The sequence below is a fragment of the Saccharothrix stipae genome (assembly GCF_054781895.1).
The window spans coordinates 37,722-58,354 of the sequence record NZ_BAAGTN010000023.1 but is presented as its reverse complement, the minus strand read 5'-3'; the positions used below and the strand labels follow the sequence as shown (position 1 = coordinate 58,354).

Genomic DNA, 20,633 nt, shown 5'->3' with positions numbered 1-20,633 from the left:
TGCGATCGTCGAGCAACACGAGCGACACTCGCACACATGTTCGAGAACGTGCACCGCGCGCTGGCCAAGTTCCCTCAGGCGCCGGTCGAGGTGTGGGTGGACACGGACATGATCTACCGGCCGTGGCTCGGGCCGGGGCGGGAACCGATCGGGCCGCTGATCGAGGACAAAGGACTGGCCGTTCCCCTGAAGGTCGAGGGTGTCCTGCACGCGTGGGTGCGTCACCGCCGAGGCGGGTGGTTGGCCCTCGTGTCGTACCAGTTCGAGACCGACTCGGGACTGGGCCCGATCCGGATGCGACACCTGCTGCCGGAAGGCGCCGTGACGCGTCGACTGTCGAAGTTCGAGGAAGAGCCCTTCTGACCCGAGGCCTCCGCGCAGGCCGGATCAGGTCGGTGACGAGCCGGAGACAGGTCGACCCGTACGGGTTCCCGACCCGCCTCGACCTGTGCCACGACGGCTCGACGTCGAGGCGGTCGGCGTGCTCTTGCCCTGGTTCGAGGTTGTCGGCTCGCGTGTCGCCTGGTCCTGGGACGCGGCGGTGGTTCTCTGAAGATCGTTCACGACAGTCATCCCCGCCTGTGCCACCGTGGTCGCTGGCCGTGTGGCCGGTGCCTGACCTGGCCGACTCTTCCTCCGCTCGCGCCCTACTCGATTCCCGGTGACGATGAATGTCCGTTCGGTGTCGGGAGGTGGTCGGGGTGGGACATGCCGTCGCGGCCGACGACCTGCCGCACGTTCCGCCGATGTTGGCTGTCCTCGACGATCCGCCCCGTGACGCCTCGCTGTAGACCTGCGAGTTCAAGTGGGACGGAAGTGCGCCGGTTCGCGGAATCTCGCAGCTCTGAGGTCAGGAACCCGCACGCCGGACGGGGCCCTCTCCGCGGCGAGGGCGCGGGTTCGCGGTGCCCTGTCGTCAAAGGGGCTTTTGGCGACACCAATGGATCTACGGCGCGCCCAGCAACTCGGCCTTCGTGGACGCGTACAGGTAAGAGTGCCGTTCGCGACGTCGGCCCGGCGAGCGACCTGCTGTGTCGTGACCCCGCTGACGCCGTGTTCGGCGAACAGTTCGCGGGCTGCGGTCATGATGCGCTCGCGCTTGGCCTGCTTGGCCCGCTCGCGGCGCCCGATCGGCATGTGGGCCGCGTCCCATGGGACCTCCCTTGACAATAATTCTGAGTAGACTCATAATTGAGTATGCTCGGGTTGAGCGAGTGAGGACCCAGACGTCACGCCGAAGTGGCTGACCTGGCCTCATGCCTGGACAAATCGGATGAAGACAAGGAGTGCCCCATGCGAGCGTTCGTCGTCGCCAAGTACAAGGAGCCGCTGCAGGAGGCGGACGTCCCCGAGCCCACCGTGGGGGAGCACGACGTGCTTGTGCGGGTGGAGGCCGCCGGGCTGAATCAGCTGGATGAGAAGATCCGCGCCGGTGAGTTGAAGCAGATCCTGCCCTACAAGCTGCCGCTGATCCTGGGCAACGATGTCGCGGGCACTGTCATCAGCGTCGGGAAGGCGGTTCGCGGCTTCAAGCCCGGAGACGAGGTCTACGGTCGGCCCGACCAGGACCGCATCGGCACCTTCGCCGAACGCATCGCCGTCGCGGAGGGCGATCTGGCGCTCAAGCCCGCCTCGATCAGCATGGATGAGGCCGGCTCGCTGCCGCTGGTGGCGCTCACGGCGTGGCAGGCGCTGGTGGAGCGCGGGAAGGTGCGGCCCGGGCAGAAGGTCCTCATCCACGCCGGCGCCGGCGGGGTCGGTTCGATCGCGATCCAGCTCGCCGCGCACCTCGGTGCGCACGTCGCCACGACCGCCAGCGCTTCCAACGCGGACTTCGTGCGCGCGCTCGGCGCGGACACGGTGATCGATTACCGCACCCAGGACTTCGAGCAGCTCCTGACCGGCTACGACCTGGTGCTGGACAGCCTCGGTGGGGAGACTCTCGAGAAGTCCCTGCGGGTGCTCAAGCCTGGCGGCAAAGCCATCGAGATCGCTGGTCCCCCGGAGCCCACTTTCGCGCGCGAGGCCGGCCTCAACCCGCTGCTGCGGCTGGGGGTCGCGGTCCTGAGCCGCAAGATCCGCAAGCAGGCGAAGAAGCTCGGCGTGACGTATGAGTTCATGCTCATGCGCGCCAGCGGCGACCAGCTCCGCCAGATCACCACTCTCATCGACCAGGGCGTGGTGCGTCCGGTCGTGGGAAAGGTGGTCGGCTTCGACCAGACCCCGCAGGCGCTGCAGTCCCTGTCCCAGGGTGGCATCCGCGGCAAGGCCGTCATCGGCCACAGCTGACCCGCCGCAACCGCGGCGGGCGACACAGAACGCACGAGGACACCACCCATGTCTGACGCCTCCCAGTCGATCGGACGGCGCGAGCGGAACAAGCAGGAAAAACTCGACCGCATCGTCGCTGCCGCCAGTGAACTGTTCGCCGAACACGGCGTCGATGAGGTCACGACCCAGCAGATCGCCGACAAAGCCGACATCGGCACCGGGACCCTGTTCCTTTATGCCAAGACCAAGGGCGAACTCCTCCTCCTTGTCCAGAACGCCAAGTACGTCGAAGCACTTGAGCAGGGCCGGGCGGACGCCGAGACCGTCCCAGGCGTGCTGGACGCGGTGCTGGCGATCGTCCGGCCGATCGTCGAGTGCAACCGCATCCAGATCGACAACGGACGCACCTACCTGCGAGAGATGGTCTTCGGCGACCCCGAGGAGCCCCGGCACGGCGCGGCACTGGCCATCATCGCGCAGACCGAGGAGGCCGTCGCCGCCGTGCTGCGCCGAGACGAACGGGTCGCAGAGGGCGACGCCGCGACGCTGGCACACATCGTGTCCGCCGTGATGTTCCTCAGCATGGCGGCGAGCGTGAACATCGCCTTGAGCGTCGAGGAGATCTTGCAGGACATCCGCAGGCAGGTCGACGTCCTGCTGCCTCGCTGAAGCGCGGACCCAGCCTCAGGCTCACGCGACCATCCGGGTAGTCCTCGGCGGCAGCTTCTGCCCCTCGTGGTCGGTCAGTCTGCGCACACGGACGGGCTCGGCCACCGCGCCTCCAGCGGTCGGATCGGATGTCACCGCACATGCAACCGCCACGACCGCCGACCCGGCGAACCTGTGCGGTCACAGCACTAGCCGCGCCTGGTCAGCGGCTGCGTTCGGGGAGCACGACTTCGAAGGGCCTTCGGTCGGGGCGGAGGCCTCTCCACGCGGTGTGTCGGACGCGGCCGTCGGGGGTGAACTGCCGGTAGACGATCTCGCCGACGAGTTCGGGATGGACCCGCTGGGCGCGGCGGGCGCGGTCGTGCGGGACCTCGGTGAACGGGTTGGACGGCGTTCGCAGCGGTGTGAGTCGTTGGAGCAGGTCGTCGAGCATGCCGGTCGTGAAGCCGGTGCCGACGTTGCCGATGTAGATGAGGTCGCCGGTGGGGTTGAGCGCGCCGAGTAGCAGGGAGCCGATGGTGTTGGCGCGTCGACCTTCGCCGGGTTGCCAGCCGCCGATGATGACTTCGAGTCCCTGGATCAGGGCGTGCTTGAGCCAGGAGGGGCTGCGGCGGCCGGGTTCGTAGTGGGAGTCGAGCGCCTTGGCCACGAGGCCTTCCAGGCCCTGGTTGCGTGCGACGGTGAGCAGGTCAGACGGGCGCAGGCCGCGGTCGGCAACAGCCCGTGATCTTTTCGCCAGTTGACCGAATGGTTGCGACCAATAGAGACGAACAATTTCGTGCGTGGTGTGGCGCACGTTACTTGACCTGCCCGCCGACCAACGGTTTTACTGCGGTCGCGCATTCGCCTACCGGCTGGTAAGCGATCTTCGCGCGTACCGAAACGAGGGCGGGCACGCCCATTGTTCCCTGTTGGGTCCGACTTTTGTCGTCGTGATCGACAGTGGGTGCTGCCTGCCGTACCGGGAGTCCGGCATGTCCCTGTTCCAGCGGAATGACCACGTTCGACACCGGCTTGCACGACGCGGCCGAACCCGCATACTGCTCTCCGTGGTGGCCGGCGTCACCGCGGCCGCGGCGCTGATCACACCCTCCGGCGCGGTGGGCGCGGGCGATCAGGCGGTCGCGAGCGGAGGGGGGAGCGTGCACTCTTTCTGGCTGCACATGAACTCCACCCCGATCTCCGACGAGGCGTTGGCCACCGAGGCGCGTAGGCGTTCCTACGTCGTGCTGAACGCCTGGGAAGGCGCGTTGATCCCGAAGCTGAAGGAGGCGAACCCGGCCGTCCGGGTATTCGTCTACAAGGACCTGTCGTCGACGCGCTCGTACGCGTGCCGTAACGGGGTGGACGACGCGCAGTTGCCGGCGGGTGTCGGGTATTGCCAGGCGGAAAAGGACCACCCCGAGTGGTTCCTGCTCGACCCGGACGGCCGCCGGTTCGAGTACGGCGGCTATTCCGGCCACTGGCAGATGGATGTCGGCAACACCGCCTACCAGGACGCGTGGGCGGCCAACGTGATCGAGAGCAGCACGGCGGCCGGATTCGACGGCGTGTTCATGGACAACGCCCTGTTCCCGTGCGACGCCTACCACCAGGACGTCTGCCCGGCGAAGTACCCGACCGACGCCGCGTTGCAGGACGCGTACAAGTCGATGTTGGCCAACACCCGGGACGACTTCGTCGGCGCGGGGTTGACGACGGTCGCGAACCTGTCCAACGCCCGCCTGCACGCCGGCGCGTGGGACGCCTACACCGAGCACCTCGACGGCGGCTTCGACGAGTGGTGGCTCACCTTCGACGACACCAACCTGCTGTCGGAGTACCCCGAGGGCTGGAGCAGGCAGGTCGCCGAGATCGCCTCCAACGAGGCCCGCGGCAAGATCACCTGGGTGCAGCCGCACCACACCGACGGCGCCGACCGGCCGTTCCGGTTCGCCCTGGCCAGCTACCTGCTCGCCGCCGGCGACCTGTCCGCGATCGCGAGCATCGACCAGACCGACGGCTACGGCGACCCCTCCCCCTGGCACCCCGAGTACGACTGGGACCTCGGCACACCCTCCGGCCCCCACCGGTCCGCGGGCACCAACCTCTTCGTCCGCGACTTCACCTGCGGCACCGTCGTGGTCAACGCCAACCACACCGACAGCAAATCCGTCACCGTCCCCCTCGACAGCGGCCACCTCAACGAACGCGGCACCACCGTCAACGAGGTCTCCCTGGCAGGCACCTCCGGCGCCATCCTCCGCAAACCCTGCTAACCACCCGACCAACGGCAGACCGACCCCGAAACGGGTGTCACCGGGCTCGGACACCACACGGATGTCGCCGTGGCGGCGCTCGACCACGATCCGCCACGAGATGTCCAAACCGAGCCCGGTGACCAGGCACCACATCCGGCCCTTGTCGTAGTCGCCAGAAGTCACGACGTGTGGTGACGGTTGATCCGTCACCACACGTCGAGCGAGAAGGCAGGGCTTCGTCGAGCCGGTTGAGTCCGCACGCACCTCTCCGCCGCACCGGCATGCCGACCCCCACATCCCGCCGGACCGACCGCTGCCGGTGACCCGACCGCCAAGGTCACCGCGTCACGTCGACACCCTCGGCACCCCCACCACTCATGCCGGACCCCGCCGGCACGGCCGGCCGCCGAGCAATCCCGCGGATCTCCGCCAACGCCACCTCGACCCGCCGCCTCGACACCCCGAGCGTCCTCGCCAACACGACGACACCCGGACGCCGCCGACCATCCCGGCTCGCCTCCACCAACAACCGGCGCACCTTCCCGACCAACTCCGCACGCTCACCACTCGCACCGACACCCACCCCGGGCACCGGATCCTCGGTCATCGCACGGACCTCCGCCAACACCATCTCCATCCGCGACCTCGGCACTCCGAGCGCTCTCGCCAACGACACCTCACCCGGACGACGCCCCCGCCCGGACCGGCCGGCCTCCTCACGCAACCGCAGGACCCGCTCCACCAACTCCTCACGATCACCGACGACCGAACGGTCACCCACCCCGCGGATCTCCGCCAACGCCACCTCCACCCGATACGTCGACACCCCGAGCACCGCCGCCAAGGCGCCGGCGCCCGGACGCCGCCGACCAGCCCGACCCGCCTCCCCGAGCAACCGGCGCACCCGCTCAACCAACTCCTGACCGGGCCCGTCCCCCCTGATGCCGGCCAGCGCCGCGGCCACCCGGACCTTCGACGCCCCGGTGGCCCTCATCAACGCATCCTGGCTCGGACGCCGCTGCCCCGCCGACGCCGCCTCGCTCAGCATCCGACGGATCCGCCCCACCACGACATCCTCGACCGCAGGTGCCGGCGCACCCTCCGACTCGTCGACCACCGGCAACCTGTCCACCTCGACACCGGTCGACACCGGCACCAGCGCCAACGGATGCCGCTCACCCGTCAAAGCCTGCAACGCCGACGCGATCTCCTCGATCCCGGCCTTGACATACACCTGGGTAACCCCGAACCCGGGTGAACTCGGCACAGCATGACCCGCATACGCACGAGCCACCGCATAACCGAAATTACGCTCCACCCACGTCAACGTCGTATGCCGCAACCAATGCGTACTGATACCCCTCACACGCACCGTCTCGACATACTTGCCCACACGCGCCCAAAGATTCTGGTAATGCGTCCAACGCAGCGCAGTCCCATTCCGCTTCCGCAATACCCTGTCGTTCTCGTCCCGGGCACCCCGCTCACGCGCGTGATCCAGCAGATGCTCCATCAACGTCGGCGGTCCGCCGCAGGTCCAATGTCCGGTGCGGGGGATCGCCGCCGACGCGCCCGGGATCGTCGCCGTAGCCGGTCCGGTCGGACGAATCCGAAGTCGGTGAAAGGGGGAGTGGCGTCGAGTCGTCCGCCGAACACGAAGGCGGGCACCATTCGATCACTCATCGTGACCGCCACCTGGGGAAATCGTCCCACGGGGTGGCGACTGACGCGCGGGACGCGCCGGGTCTCCGAGGGTCTCTCGTGCGGTCAGTTCCGGGGGGACGAGTCCCACGTCTGCGTGTCGGATATGTGCAGCCAGAAAGAGTGCACGCTCCCCCCTCCGCTCGCGACCGCCTGATCGGCCGCGCCCACCGCGCCGGAGGGCGTGATCAGCGCCGCGGCCGCGGTGACGCCGGCCACCACGGAGAGCAGTATGCGGGTTCGGCCGCGTCGTGCAAGCCGGTGTCGAACGTGGTCATTCCGCTGGAACAGGGACATGCCGGACTCCCGGTACGGCAGGCAGCACCCACTGTCGATCACGACGACAAAAGTCGGACCCAACAGGGAACAATGGGCGTGCCCGCCCTCGTTTCGGTACGCGCGAAGATCGCTTACCAGCCGGTAGGCGAATGCGCGACCGCAGTAAAACCGTTGGTCGCCGGGCAGGTCAAGTAACGTGCGCCACGCCACGCACGAAGTTGTTCGTCTTTATTGGTCGCAACCATCTCGGTCAACTGGCGAGAAGATCATGGCGGGCCCGCGGGCGTGGTCGGGGCGACCGGCGTCGCGCCTCGGCGCAGCCGATGATCGCCACGCCCGCCAACAGCGGAAGGACCATGGCCCCCTCGACCGCCAGCGCGCACGTGAGTGCGATCCACAGCAGCAGTCTCATGGACCAGAGGTTAGGGAGATGCGGGTCACAAAGACACCGATTTGGGGAAGACTTGAGATAACGGTCGCGCCCGGGTCCCGTGACCGACTGGTCACGGCGAGGCGACGAACCCGCCGTTGGTGATCGTTCTGTCGGACCCCGTCGCTAGCCTCCGCGCCACACCGTCGTGAACGACTCGCAGGAGGCACCGTGGGCTGGCTCGATGCCCGACACGACCCGGGCGGCCCGTCCGGGTACCAGGTCCGGCTCGCGGAGAACGGGCGCGTCCAGTGCCGCAACGCCAAGGGCAAGCTCCTCTCCTCGGTGCCCGCGTCGATCAAGGAATCCCCCCAGGTCGTCCAGTTGCGGCAGCTCGCCGAGTGGCTGACCCGGCACCGGGCCGAGTGCCTGGCCACCGTGGACGGCTGGATGGTGCGGTCGCTGCCGGTGCCCGCGGCCCTGATCGCCGAGGTCTGGGCGGACGCCGCGTGGGCCGACGCGCTGCGCGACCTCGTCATCACGGCCGACGACGGCGGCGGCGCGGAGACCGGGTTCCTGCGCGACGCCGACCCCGAGCGCGGGCTGGGCGTGGTCACCCTCGACGGCGACACGCGGCGGCTGCGGCCGCAGGTGGTGGGCATCCCGCACCCGGTGCTGCTGGACGACCTTGAGGAGCTGCGCGAGTTCGGCGCGGAGCTCGGCGTCGAGCAGCAGGTGCAGCAGCTGTTCCGGCAGACGCACACCCGTCCCGCCGGGTTGGCGGGCAAGACCTCGGTGGACGACTACTCGGGCGGCAAGTTCGAGCAGCTCAACCACGCGCTCGGCCGCTGCCGCACGCTCGGCTACCCAGTGCGCGGCGGTGACGCGGTCTACGCGGCGTTCGAGGACGGCCGGGTCGTGGAGGCGCGCTACTGGCTCGGCTCGGACTACCCCGAGAGCGAGACGTGGACCGGCGACCTGACGTGGGCGTTGGAGGACGGAACCGCGCTGCCGCTGTCCGACGTCGGACCGGTCGCGTGGTCCGAGGGGATGCGCATGGCGGCGGCGATCCACGCCGGTCGCGTGGTCGAGGAAGCGGTGGTGGCCCCGTGAACGCCCGGAACCCCAAGGCCCTGATCGCCGCCGGCGCGGTGCTGCCCGGCACCGACGACGTCGGCGAGGACCGCGACACCATCACGGCCCGCCACTACGCCCACGAGGGTCTGGACGGCCGCGTCGTGGTGCGGCTGGTGCCCGCCGTGCTCGGCCGTGCCGAAGACCTGACCTGCGAGTACCTCGGGTTCGACGCGCCCGCCCGGATCGTCGAGGTCGGCACGGGCAAGCGCAGCGCGCTCGGCTTCCCCGCGTGGGCGCTGGTGCACGACCCGGCCAACGCCCACCACGCGCTCAACCTGGTCAAGGACGTCGAACGGCTGGCTCGCACCGCCAAGTCCAAGGCGGGTTCGGCGAAGGACGGCTTCACCCGGCTCGGCACCATGCTCGGCCGGTCCGCGCCGCACTTCCTGCCCACGTTCTACGAGCAGGCCGGGCGGATCTTCCTCCAGCACGGCAACACCACCTACGCGGCGAGCATGTTCGGCAAGGCGCGCGAGGCGGAGGAGGTGCACGACCTGGCGGTCGACCCGGAACGCACGCGCGAGGTGTTCCTGGAGTTCGCCTTCGCCGGCGCGCTGACCGCCAAGGCGCTGTCCGCGCACGCCAAGGGCCTGGCCCGCAAGCACGACCCGGACGCGGCCTACGAGCTGTTCCTCACGCTGTGCGTGGAGCGCACGCGGGGTGGCCTGCCGCCGTACACGGGGATGCCGGAGGACCTGCGGCGGCTGGCGAAGGCCGCCAAGCGCGACCTCGTGGTCGAGGACCAGCGGCTGCTGCGGGCGATCCTGGACAGCTCCGCGATCAGCCGCGCGGGCGGCGCGTTCTGGAAGTCCTACCGCGGTTCGCTGGTGGCGTTGGCGTCGGGCGACGCGCAGGTGCGCGGCCGGCTGCTGTCGTTCGTGCCGGACTCGGCGGCCGTGCTCGACACGTGGCTGGACCTCCTGGCCTCGTGCGGCGCGACCCGCGCGCTGATCGGGCCGGACGAGGTGGAGGCGAACCCGGCCGAGTGGCTGTCGTCGGTCCTGGCGGTCCGCTCGTCGGGGTGGCGCGGCACCGGTCGCTCGGTGCGGCTGCTGGAGCTGGTCGAGGCGATGGCGGGCCGGCTCGTGGCCGACGGCGTGCCGGTCCGCGCGCTGCGCTACTGGCGCCAGGGCGACCTGGACGTGCTGGACCTGCTGGTGTCACGGGACGTGCCGATCGCGCCCGCCGACCGGGACCAGCAGCTCGACGTGGCCGGGTGGTTGGCCGACGACGAGCCCGGCCGCCGCGACCTCGCCGCGCTGGCCGCGTCCGAGCGGTTCGGCGGCGCGCTCGGCGAGGGGTTCGTCACGCACGCCCGCGCCCACACCCGTCCGACGGCCGTCGCACCGGACGTGTTGTCGTCCGCGATGGCGGTGCCGGGGCTGCGGAGCGCACTGGGCTCGTGGATCAGCGCGCGCGTCGAGCGCGTCGCCGCCACCGGCCTGCCCGACCTCGCCGACCACCTCGACCGGCTGGCCGTCCTGCGGCTGCCCGAGGCGTACGTGGACGTGCCCGGTGCGGCCGAGTCGATCGCCCGCACCGACGTCGCCGCCGCCCTGCACCGGACGTTGCGCGCGGGCCTGCTGGACGAGCTGGGCTGGCCCGCCCTGGAGGATGCCGTCGCGCGCCTGGCCGCCGCCGGGACGCCCAAGGACGACGGCGTGGTGGTGTGCGGCGAGGGGTGGCCCGCGCTCGTGCTGCGCCGCGGCGAGACGTTCGTGGTGGTCGGCCCGGACGGCGTGCTCGCCGAGCACCTCTCCCGCATCCCGGCCGATGCCCGGCACCGCTGGGGGTTCGCGCCGACCGCGTCGTGGTTCGACGGCGTGCTGCTCGTGCGCTGGCGCGGCCCGGACGGCGAGCTGGCGTACTGGAGCGACGCGCCGGACCGCGTCTTCGCCTCCGGCGACGGCAGCCAGAGCTACTACCGGCACGACACGGCCAGGGCGTCCATCGCGCTGCCCGGCGGCGGCCGGTTCGCCGGTGAACGGGTCGTGCACCCCGGCGACACGGACGTGTCGACGCTGTCGGAGGCGCACGGCGACGGCACCACCGTGTGGACCGCCGCCTACCACGACCACGCGTGGCGCTGGTTCGAGGTCGACCCGGCCACCGGCCGGCGCGGTCGGGCGAGCCTGCCCCGGTTCATCGAGGACTTCGCCGCCGACGGCGCGTCGCTCCAGCTCGCCGAGTGCGACCTGCGGCCCGCCGTGCCCGCGACCGAAGCCAGCCCGCTCGGTGCGGCCGACGGCCTGCACGGGTGGCGCGTGCGCCGCGAGGCGGACGGCTCGTGCGTCGGCGAGGGCGTGGACGGCCGCCGGGCCCGGCTGGCCGGCGGTGCCGATCGCCCGACCGGCGTGCTGCGGCTGCCCGGCGGCGCGGACGTCACGGTGGCGTCCGGCAACCAGACGATGGTGTTGCTCGACGCGGAGGGCGTCAAGCTGGCGACGGTGTCGCCGGGCGCGCAGCACCCGGTGTACGCGACGGGCACGCCGTTCGTGCCGCCGTTGGAGTGGTGGCACCTCCTGCGGCCGCGCGACGAGGCCGGTTCCGCCGCGCTGCGCGGCGCGACCCGGGAGGCCGTGGACCGGATGCTCGCCGCCGCACGCGAGGAAGGGCCGGACAAGCGCACGATCCGCGAGCGGCTGACGGCGCTGTTCAAGGGCGAACGCGGTGGGCTCGCCGATGTCGTCGCCGCCGCGCTGCCCGGTCTCACCCACCCGGCGCTGATCTCCGGTGTGGTCGACCTGGTCCGCCGCACCGCCGACCTGGAGCGCTCCTACCGGGGTTACGCCGAGATCGCCGCGGCGGCCCGCGAGGTCGACCCGGTCGTCGCGCCCACCGGGCCGAGGGTCACCGAGGACGAGGTCGACGCCGCGCTCAACTGGTTCGGCGGCTACCGCTCCTACAACTCGCGCGGCCCGGTGCCGACGACGTTGCCCGCGTTGCTCACCGCGCTCGGCGAGGAGGCCGCGAGTCCCGAGGGACGCGCCCTGCCGCCGGCGAACGCGCCCCGCTGGTTCGACGTGCTGCCGCACCTGGCCGCGTTGGCCCACCGCGCCGCGTCGCCGCTCACCCCGGACGACCAGCGGGCCGCGTTGGCGCTCGTGCTGCGGTCGGTGGCCGACAACGGCCTGGCCGACGGGTCGGGGCACTGGCGCACCGTCGGCGTGGTCATCCACAAGGGACAGTCGAACCCTAAGGACCGGGTGACGCCGGTGCGCGACGGGTTCATCGCGCTGTTCGAGACCCAGTGGCGCAACGAGCCGGGCAGCCGGTTCGACGGCGTGCAGTTCAGCCGCACGCCGGGGGTGTTCGACCTGCCGAAGGACTGGCACGTCGAGTCGGCCGAGGAGGTGCGCACGCCGTTCGGGCCCGAGCGGGTGGCCCGGTTCCTCGACGTGCTCGCCGAGCGCGGTCCCGCGCCGTGGTCCCCCGAGGCGGTGCCCGCGCTGGTGGAGCTGACCGGCCTGGGCACGGCCGAGGCGACGTTGCTGCTGGCCGGGCTGCCCGGCGTGGCCCGGTGGGACGCCAATTACCTGACCACCGCCGAACGGCACCTGCTCGGCCTGTCCGCCGCCGGCGCGAAGGCGGCCAAGGAGCGGTTCCGCAGGCTGCACGCCTGGTCCCGGCTGGAACTGCTCGCCGCCGCCGTGCCCGCCGACCCGGCCGACCTGTGGACGAGCGGCCCGGACGTGGCCGCGGTCGCGCGGGTGTGGACCGCCCGGCACGGACGCCGTTCCCCGGTGCCGGACGACGTGCTGGTGGACGCGGCGAAGCTGCTGCCGGTGCCCAACCCCGGCGAGTGCGTGGCCGGCGTGGTCAACCCCGACCTCACGCCGTGGCTGACCACCGACGCCGACTGGACGTTCACCGGCACCGGGCTGGAGGCACGCCACCCGGAGGGCTTCGACCGCACCGCGCTGTGGGCCGTCCCGCAGGCACTGCCGTGGCTCGCGCACCGGCTCCCGGCGGGCTCGCCGCTGCGGCCCAGGCTGTCCGAAGCGCTGTCGGCGGCGCGGCAGCGGGTCGCGCACCCCGGCTTCGCCGTCGAACTGGGCCGGTGGGTCGCGCTGGACCAGGTCTGCGCGCTGCTCGGCGTGGACGTGCCCGCCGCCGACGGCGGTGTGCACCGGTACCGCGACTGGCTGGAGCTGACCCGCGCGGGCGAGGAGTACTGCCGGCTGGTGGCCAGGCCCGGCCTGGTCGGGCCCGCCGACCGCGACCTGCTGGTCGCGTTGGCGGAAATGGCCGGCGGGCAGGACGTGCTGCGGGTGCTGGACCGGCTGGCCGACGAGCGACTGACCGCCCTGTGCGCGGTCCAGGCGCCCGAGGGCGTCGACCCGGACGCCTACCACCAGGACCCGACGGTGTCGGTGCCCGCGCTGGTGGCGGAGGTCGCGACCCGGTTCGACCTGACCGAGGACGCGGCGGCGCTGTACCTGCAACTGCTGGCCCTGCCCGACCCCACCGACGCGAACGTGGCCCGGTGGACCGGGTGGAAGCCCGCCCGGCTGCGCCAGGCCCGTGCCGCGCTGGCCGGGACCGACCTGGTGCTCACCGCGAAACGGGCCAGGGCCGGGCGGTCGCTGTTCCTGCCCGGCGGCTGGCTGGCGCTGTCCGCGCCGCACCTGCCGCTGGAGGTGTGGAAGGCGCCGATGTTCGACCACGTCGCCGACCGGCCCGGCGCCATCGTGCCGCTGGAGCCCGTCGCCGACCTGTTCGCCCGCGCCTGGCAACGGGTGCTCGACGGTGACACCCCCGCATACGAAGAGCTCAGGACCGGAGGACGCAGGTGACCGCACCCAGGCAGGTCGAACCGGCCGAGGACGCCTTCCGCGAGGAGTTGGCGTTCCTCGCGGCCCACGACGGCGGCCCCCGTCCGCCGGGGTGGCGGCTCACCCCGCGCGCCGCGGTCACGTTCGTGATGGGCAGCGGTGACCCGTTGGCGCTGCCCAAGGGCGTCAAGGTGGACGGCGTGCCGTCCCGGCTGGTGATCACCCCCAAGTTCGTCGGCGAACGGGCACTGGTCGAGCGGGCCGTGGTGACGCTGGCCGGTGAACGCGGGCTGCTGCTGGTCGGCGAACCCGGCACGGCCAAGTCGATGCTGTCCGAACTGCTCGCCGCGGCCGTGTCCGGCAGCAGCCAGCTGGTCGTGCAGGGCACCGCGGGCACCACCGAGGACCAGCTGCGCTACGGCTGGAACTACGCGCTGCTGCTGGCCGAGGGGCCGAGCACCCGCGCGCTGGTCCCGTCACCGGTGCTCACCGCGATGCGCGCCGGTGGCGTGGTGCGGGTCGAGGAGGTCACCCGGTGCCTGCCCGAGGTGCAGGACGCGCTGGTGTCGATCCTGTCGGACCGGCGCATCGCGGTGCCCGAGCTCTCCGGGACCGACGGCGCGACCGTGCACGCCGCGCCCGGCTTCACCGTGATCGCCACGGCGAACCTGCGCGACCGGGGCGTGTCGGAGATGTCGGCGGCGCTGAAGCGGCGGTTCAACTTCGAGGCCGTCGGACCCATCGGCGACCTGGCCGCCGAGACGGCGTTGGTGCGACGGCAGGCCAGTGCCGCGCTGGAACGGGTCAGCGCGCCGTTCGCGGTGGACGACGTGGTGCTGGAGGTGCTGGTCACCGCCTTCCGCGACCTGCGCAACGGGGTGTCGGAGGAAGGGTGGGCGGTCGAGCGGCCGTCCACCGTGATGAGCACGGCGGAAGCGGTGTCGGTCGCCACCTCGCTCGGGTTGGCCGACGCCTACTTCCCCGGCGACCGCGACCCGCTGTCGTTGCTGCCCGGCCACCTGCTCGGCGTGGTCCGCAAGGACGACCCGGGCGACGCGGCCCGGCTGCTCGGCTACTGGGACGGCGCGGTGCGGCGGCGGGCCGAGTCCGGCGCGCGCACCTGGCGCAGGCTGTGGGAGCTCCGTGACGTCCTCGATGCATGAGCTGGCCGACCACCGGCACCCGTACCTGATCGGGGTGCGGCACCACTCGCCCGCGCTGGCGGGTGCGGTGCCCGCCCTGCTGGACGCGTTCGGGCCCGAGGTCGTGCTGGTCGAGCTGCCGGAGGAGCTGGGTCGGTGGCTGCCGTTCCTGGCCGATCCCGACCTGGTCGCGCCGGTCGCGCTGTCGGGTGCGTCGCCCGCCGGCGACCTGGCGTTCTATCCGTTCGCGGACTTCTCGCCCGAGCTGGCCGCGATCCGCTGGGCACACCGCAACGGCGTGCAGGTCCGGCCGTGCGACCTGCCGCTCGCGGCACGCGACGACGGGCGTCGGCCGCCGGAGCGGGGCGCGTCGCCGCTGACGGACGCCCTGCGCGGCGCGACGACCGGCCGTGCCGGCGACGACCTGTGGGACCGGCTGGTGGAGGCCTCCGCGCCGGGCCAGACCCCGGAGGCCGTGCGGCGGGCCGCGTTGATGGTCGGGTGGGCGTTGCGCCAGGACGCCGAGGCTGCCGGGGTCGACCCGTTCGACCTGCGTCGGGAGGCGTGGATGCGGCGGGCCGTGCGGGCCGTGGACGGCCGGCGCTGTGCGGCGGTGATCGGCTCGTTCCACGCGGCGGCGTTGCTGGACGGGCCGGTGGACTCCTCGGTCCCCGGTGACGCCGAGGTCGTCACGTCGTTGGTGCCGTACGGGTTCGCGTTGCTGGACGAGCGTTCCGGCTACCCGGCGGGCATCCGCGATCCCGAGTGGCAGCAGGCCGTGCTGGAGGCGGCGGGCGATCCGGACGCGGTCGAGGCCGCCGCCGCGTCGTTGATCGTGCGGATCTGCGCGCGGGTGCGGGAGCTCGGCCACCCGGCCGGTCCCGGCGAGGCGCGGGAGGCGTTGCGGCTGGCCGTCGACCTGGCCCGGTTGCGCGGCCTGCCCGCGCCCGGTCGCGGTGAGCTGGTCGAGGCGGTGCAGACCGTGCTGACGCACGCCGAGCCGCTGGGCCGCGGGCGGGTGGTGGCGCGTGCCGCCGGTGACGTGCTGGTCGGGCGGCGCACCGGGGTGCTCGCGCCCGGCACGCCCCGGTCCGGGCTGGCGCCCGCGGTGGAGGAGCTGGTCGCGTCGCTGCGGTTGCCCGGCCCCGACTCGCGCGAGCCGGTGTCGTTGCGGCTGGACCCGCTGCGGTCGGCGTTGGACGCGCGGCGCGAGGTGGCGTTGCGGCGGTTGACCGTGCTCGGCGTGACCTATGCCGAGGAGACCGCGACCACGGGTGTCGGCGGTGGCGACGCGCTCACCACCCGGTGGACGGTGGCGTGGACCCCGGCGACGGCGGCGACGTTGCCGGTGGCCGGGTTGTGGGGCACGACCGTGGAGTCGGCCGCGTCGGGACGGCTGCGGGCACGTCGTGCCGAGCGCGAACGGCAGGGCGGGCACACACCCGGCGCCGTGCTGGCCGACCTCCTGGACGCCGCGCTGTGCGGCCTGCCCGAGACCGTGGGCAGCCTGCTGCACGACGTGGCGACCGTGCTGCCGTCGTCCGCGACGCTGCGGGAGTTGTTGTCGGGGCTGGACTTGCTGGACCGGTTGCGTGCCGGGCACGTGCCCGGCACCCCCGGCGACGTGCTCGACGCCCACCCGTTGCTGGCGCGCGACCTGGAAACCGCCGCGGTGGCCCAGTTGGACGGACTCGCCGGGTCGGAGGACGTCGCCGACGCGCGGGCACTGGTGGAACTGGGGCAGCGCCCCGAGGTGCACGGGCTGCGACTCGAAGCGTGCCTGCGCCGCCTGGCCGACTCCGGCGCGCCGCTGATCGCCGGCGCCGCCGGTGCCGCCCGAGTGCTGCTCGGCCTCACACCGCCTTCGTCGCTGGGCGAACGCGTGGCCTCATGGGTGGCCGGCGCGTCGACGCAGGAGCGGAGGAGTGCGCTCCGGTGGGGGTTGACCGGGGTGTTGGCGGCGGCCGGGCCGTTGCTGGAAACCCCGGAAACCCTGACCCCAGTGCTGGACCGGGTGGAAACCCTGCCCGACCGGGACTTCCTCGACCGCCTACCCGCGTTGCGCGGCGCTTTCACCTCCATCGGCCCGACGGCCCGCGCCCGCGTCCTGGCAGTCGTGGAGGAGCGCACGGGCGACCGGGTCGACGCTGCCGACGCCCTCGACCCCGAGCTGCTGGCCGTGTGGCTGGACGCCGAACAAACCGCTGCCGACACCTTGCGCTCACACCACCTCCTCCCCACCGGAACGCAACCCCCACGCGAGGTCGCGTCGACCGTTCGCGACTCATTTCCCGGCGATCACGCTTTTCGATCGTCGGGAAATCAGGCGCGAACGGTCGACTTCCGGGCGACCGAGCCGCCGTCTGCGAAGCAGCGGCCGATAATACGGTGGCGACTCATCCTCGGCGCGAATGGCGAGCGTCCGGCGGGTGCGGCCCGGTATGCCGCGGCGTTGGACGAGTTGTACGGGCGTGATCGGGGCGAGGGTGCGGCTCGCGGTGATCTCGGCGCCGACCGCTCCAGCCCGTTCCCCGATGTGCGGGAGTGGTCGGAGGAGCTGCGCGACCTGTTCGGCGAGCACGTCCGCGAGGAAGTTTTGGCCGCTGCGGCGGAAGGCGGGCGGTTGGAGGCGGCGCTGGAGATCGACCCCGGTTCGGTGCGGCCGTCGGTGGAGTTGTTGCGCAACGTGCTGTCGTTGGCGGGCGGGTTGTCGGAGTCGGCGCTGGCGCGGCTGCGGCCGTTGGTGGCACGGCTGGTGCGTGAGCTGACCGCGCAGCTGGCGAACCGGGTGCGGCCCGCGTTGACCGGGATCCAGCTGCCGACGCCGACTCGTCGGCCCGGTGGTCGGCTGGACCTGGCGCGCACCCTGCGGGCCAACCTCGCCACCGCGCGCCGTGACGCCGACGGGCGGGTGGTGGTCGTGCCGGAGCGCCCGGTGTTCCGCACCCGCGGGAGGAAGGCGAGCGACTGGCGGTTGGTGCTGGTGGTGGACGTGTCCGGGTCGATGGAGGCGTCCACGGTGTGGTCGGCGCTGACCGCGTCGGTGTTCGCCGGGGTGCCCGCGTTGTCGACGCACTTCCTGGCGTTCTCCACGGAGGTCGTCGACCTGACCGAGCGGGTGGCCGACCCGTTGTCGTTGTTGTTGGAGGTGCGGGTGGGTGGCGGTACCCACATCGCGGGAGCGTTGCGCCACGCCCGTTCCCTCGTGGCCGTGCCGGAGAGGACGATGGTGGTGCTGGTCAGCGATTTCGAGGAGGGCGGTCCGGTCGGGCCGCTCGTCGCGCAGGTGCGGGAGCTGGTCACCTCGGGGGTGACGGTGCTCGGGTGCGCGAGCCTCGACGACCGCGGCGCCGCCCGCTACTCCACGTCGGTAGCGGGCGCGTTGGTCGCCGCGGGGATGCCGGTGGCCGCGTTGAGCCCGCAGGAGTTGGCCCGCTGGGTGGGGGAGAAGGTGCGCGGATGACCGTGCCCCCGGTGTTCCCGGCGGTGGTGGCGGACGTGCTCGACGCCCTGCCACCCCGGCTGCGCAAACGGGTCGACGCGGCGGTCGGGCGGGTCGGCGAGTGGGAGGTCACCTCCGACGCCGCCACCGCGAGTGCCACGCTCGATCCGGAGACCACGCTCACGTGGACGTTGCGCGAGGGCGTGCTCGCCACCGCGGACGACCTGGTGTGCAGCTGCCTGCTCGCACCGAAGTGCCTGCACCGGGGCATCGCCGTGGCGGCGGCCGACATCGCGGACGGCACCTCGGACACCACCCCGGACGGCACCTCGGCGTCCACCCAGGCCGCCGATCCGGATCCGGAACCCGATGTCGAGGAGCCGGTGTCGAACGACGAACGCGCCGCCGCGACCGCCCTCTGGCAGGCGTGCGCGACGGTGTTGCGGGCCGGTGCGACGGGCAGCGGCGCCGTGGTCCGGGCGGAACTGCTGCGCGCCGTCCACTCGGCTCGCGTCGCGGGCCTGCACCGGGCCGCCGCCGACGGTCTGCGCGTCGCCGCATCGCTGGCCGCCGCCCGGTCCGGCGCGCCCTCCTTCGACCGCGAGGTGCTGACCGCCGAACTGGTCGAGCTGATGCTGCTCTGCCACGACCTGCGCACCGCCGCCATCCAGCCCGCTGCCACCCAGCCCGCCGGCCCCGGCTCGATGGCGGAGCTGCGCGGTACCGCCCGGCGCGAGTACCGGCCCGTCGGGGCGTTGCGCCTCCACGGCCTGTGCACCGAGGCGGTCGTCGCCACCTCGGGCTACGCGGGTGTCGTCACGCACCTGGTGGACGACGGCGGTGTGCTGTGGACCGTCCCGGCGATCATGCCGGGCGGCGCGGAACGGGTCCTGGCCGCCGCGAGCGGGCCGGTGCTGATCGGCGAGTCCGGGCTCACCCAACGCGCGCTGGGCCGCGCCGGTCTGCTGCTGTCCGGCGGCACGGCGTCGGCGGACCACCGGCTCGGCGCGGGCAAGGGCGTCCGCGCGGTGGCCGCGTCCGCCGCGTCCTGGGACGAGCCGCCGTTGGCCGACCTGTGGGCACGACCGTTGCCCGACCAGGTGTCCCGCGCCTTCCACGCCCACACCCGGCCCGAGGCCCACCGCCCGGCGGGCGCGGACCTGCTGTTCGTGGCGGGCACCGTGCTCGGTGCGGCGGGCGACGCGGTGCGGCTGGCCACCGACGGGACCCACGTCGACCTCGTCGGCGAGGGCGAACGGGCTCGGGAGAACCTGCGGGTGCTCGCGAACGCCGCCGGTCTCCGGCTGCGCGTCGTGGCCCGCCTGCTGCCGGACCGCCCCGGCACGGCCCTGGCCCTCGCCGTCGCCGGTGACCTCGACCTCCCGGACGACCTCCGCCACCACGTCGACCTCGGCCTGGACCGGCTGCAACGCTCCCACGTCGCGGGCGACGGCACCCGCGAGCTGCCGCCGCGACCCGCTCCGGCCGGCCGCGTCCCCCGCCCGGTGCGCCCGCTGGAGAACGTGCTGCACCGCATCGCGCTGGGCGGGCGTGCCGTGGCGGCCGTCGCCTCGGCCGAACGGGAGGTCGCCGCGCTCACCCGCAACGGCCTCACCGCGACCGCCGACCTGCTGGCCGACCTGGCCGACGCCGCACGCGACCGCGGCCGGGACGCGTTCGGCCGGGTGGTGCGCGACGTCGGCGACGACTTCCCGCTCTCGTGGCTGCGGGCCGGCCTGCACGTCCGCGAGTTCACCCGGGCCACCGCCCGGCGCGCCTGGCTGGCGGCGGTGGGGACGTGAAGCCGCCCACCGGTCCGCTGTGCACGCGCGAGTCGATCGGCGCCGAACTCGGCGCGGTGGGTCTGCGCCCCGGCGACACCGTCCTCGTGCACTCCTCGCTGCGCTCGCTCGGCTGGGTCTGCGGGGGAGCCGTCGCGGTCGTGCAGGCGTTGCTCGACGTCCTCGGTGCGGACGGGACGCTGGTCGTGCCCACGCAGTCCGCCGACAACTCCGAGCCGTCGGGTTGGCAGTACCCGCCCGTGCCGGCGTCGTGGTGGCCCGGGATCCGCGCGTCGATGCCGGCCTACGACCCGCGCACGACCCCGTCGAGCGGCATGGGCGTGATCGCCGAGGCCGTGCGGACGTGGCCGGGAGCGCTCCGCAGCGCCCACCCGCAGACGTCGTTCGCCGCCGTCGGGCCGCGTGCCGCCGAGGTCGTGGCGGGCCACGCCCTCGACAGCCGGCTCGGTGAGCGCAGCCCGCTCGCGCGGTTGGAGGCGATGGGTGCCCGGGTGCTGCTGCTGGGCGTGGGCTTCGACTCCTGCACCGCGTTCCACCTGGCCGAGTACCGGATCCCGGCGGCGGAGACCGACAACTCCTTCGCGGTCACCACCCCCGAGGGCCGGCGCTGGACGACCGTCCGCGACATCGTCCTGCACGACGACGACTTCGAGGAGTTGGGCGCGGACTTCACCGCCGAACGCCAGGTCACGGGCGGCACGGTGGGCGCGGCCGTCACCCGGTTGTTCTCGTTGGCCGACGCCGTCGCCCACGCGGAGGTCTGGCTGGCCGCGCACCGCCGGCCCGCCGATCACCCCTGACGCGG

14 protein-coding genes are annotated in these 20,633 nt (G+C 72.8%); 10 read left to right on the top strand and 4 right to left on the bottom strand.

The features are described from left to right. Positions 1-36 precede the first annotated feature (36 nt). Positions 37-363: a hypothetical protein gene (locus tag ACYVLT_RS36245; protein ID WP_461124684.1), complete on the top strand. Its 327-nt coding sequence runs from the start codon at positions 37-39 to the stop codon at positions 361-363. A gap of 438 nt (positions 364-801) precedes the next feature. On the opposite strand, the gene ACYVLT_RS36240 is transcribed toward ACYVLT_RS36245, so the two are convergent. After that, positions 802-1,086: a helix-turn-helix domain-containing protein gene (locus ACYVLT_RS36240; protein ID WP_461124687.1), complete on the bottom strand. Its 285-nt coding sequence runs from the start codon at positions 1,084-1,086 to the stop codon at positions 802-804. 207 nt (positions 1,087-1,293) lie between these two features. Between ACYVLT_RS36240 and ACYVLT_RS36235 the strand changes: the two genes are divergently transcribed. Next, a complete protein-coding gene (locus tag ACYVLT_RS36235; RefSeq protein ID WP_461124683.1) occupies positions 1,294-2,289 on the top strand; it encodes an NADP-dependent oxidoreductase in 996 nt (331 codons plus the stop codon). 48 nt (positions 2,290-2,337) lie between these two features. Then, positions 2,338-2,940: a TetR/AcrR family transcriptional regulator gene (locus ACYVLT_RS36230; RefSeq protein WP_461124682.1), complete on the top strand. Its 603-nt coding sequence runs from the start codon at positions 2,338-2,340 to the stop codon at positions 2,938-2,940. A 202-nt stretch (positions 2,941-3,142) separates the two neighbouring features. On the opposite strand, the gene ACYVLT_RS36225 is transcribed toward ACYVLT_RS36230, so the two are convergent. Beyond that, complete coding sequence (locus ACYVLT_RS36225; protein ID WP_461124681.1) at positions 3,143-3,736, bottom strand: ATP dependent DNA ligase; 594 nt, start codon at positions 3,734-3,736, stop codon at positions 3,143-3,145. Positions 3,737-3,989: 253 nt separating this feature from the next. Between ACYVLT_RS36225 and ACYVLT_RS36220 the strand changes: the two genes are divergently transcribed. Then, positions 3,990-5,198 carry a putative glycoside hydrolase family 15 protein gene (locus ACYVLT_RS36220; protein WP_461124680.1) on the top strand — a complete coding sequence of 403 codons (1,209 nt, stop codon included), beginning with the start codon at positions 3,990-3,992 and terminating at the stop codon, positions 5,196-5,198. 319 nt (positions 5,199-5,517) lie between these two features. Here ACYVLT_RS36220 and ACYVLT_RS36215 read toward each other — a convergent pair whose 3' ends face one another. Both ACYVLT_RS36215 and ACYVLT_RS36210 read right to left on the bottom strand, forming a co-directional pair. Beyond that, a complete protein-coding gene (locus tag ACYVLT_RS36215) occupies positions 5,518-6,414 on the bottom strand; it encodes a hypothetical protein (protein ID WP_461124679.1) in 897 nt (298 codons plus the stop codon). Between the two features lie 996 nt (positions 6,415-7,410). After that, positions 7,411-7,572: a hypothetical protein gene (locus ACYVLT_RS36210; RefSeq protein WP_461124678.1), complete on the bottom strand. Its 162-nt coding sequence runs from the start codon at positions 7,570-7,572 to the stop codon at positions 7,411-7,413. Between the two features lie 189 nt (positions 7,573-7,761). On the opposite strand from ACYVLT_RS36210, the gene ACYVLT_RS36205 reads away from it, so the two are divergent. The 6 genes from ACYVLT_RS36205 to ACYVLT_RS36180 are packed head-to-tail and all read left to right on the top strand — an operon-like array spanning position 7,762 to position 20,628. After that, the gene (locus tag ACYVLT_RS36205; protein ID WP_461124677.1) at positions 7,762-8,643 is read left to right on the top strand and encodes a DUF4132 domain-containing protein; all 882 of its coding nucleotides are present in this window, start codon (positions 7,762-7,764) and stop codon (positions 8,641-8,643) included. Further along, complete coding sequence (locus ACYVLT_RS36200; RefSeq protein ID WP_461124676.1) at positions 8,640-13,463, top strand: hypothetical protein; 4,824 nt, start codon at positions 8,640-8,642, stop codon at positions 13,461-13,463. Before ACYVLT_RS36205 ends, ACYVLT_RS36200 begins: the two co-directional genes overlap by 4 nt. Beyond that, positions 13,460-14,605 carry an ATP-binding protein gene (locus ACYVLT_RS36195; protein ID WP_461124675.1) on the top strand — a complete coding sequence of 382 codons (1,146 nt, stop codon included), beginning with the start codon at positions 13,460-13,462 and terminating at the stop codon, positions 14,603-14,605. The genes ACYVLT_RS36200 and ACYVLT_RS36195 overlap by 4 nt, the downstream gene beginning before the upstream one ends. Beyond that, the gene (locus ACYVLT_RS36190) at positions 14,586-18,047 is read left to right on the top strand and encodes a DUF5682 family protein (protein WP_461124674.1); all 3,462 of its coding nucleotides are present in this window, start codon (positions 14,586-14,588) and stop codon (positions 18,045-18,047) included. Before ACYVLT_RS36195 ends, ACYVLT_RS36190 begins: the two co-directional genes overlap by 20 nt. Then, positions 18,044-19,828: a hypothetical protein gene (locus ACYVLT_RS36185; RefSeq protein WP_461124673.1), complete on the top strand. Its 1,785-nt coding sequence runs from the start codon at positions 18,044-18,046 to the stop codon at positions 19,826-19,828. The genes ACYVLT_RS36190 and ACYVLT_RS36185 overlap by 4 nt, the downstream gene beginning before the upstream one ends. Next, entirely contained in the window at positions 19,825-20,628 is an 804-nt protein-coding gene (locus ACYVLT_RS36180) for an AAC(3) family N-acetyltransferase (protein ID WP_461124672.1), read from the top strand. Before ACYVLT_RS36185 ends, ACYVLT_RS36180 begins: the two co-directional genes overlap by 4 nt. The last annotated feature ends 5 nt before the right edge of the window (positions 20,629-20,633 follow it).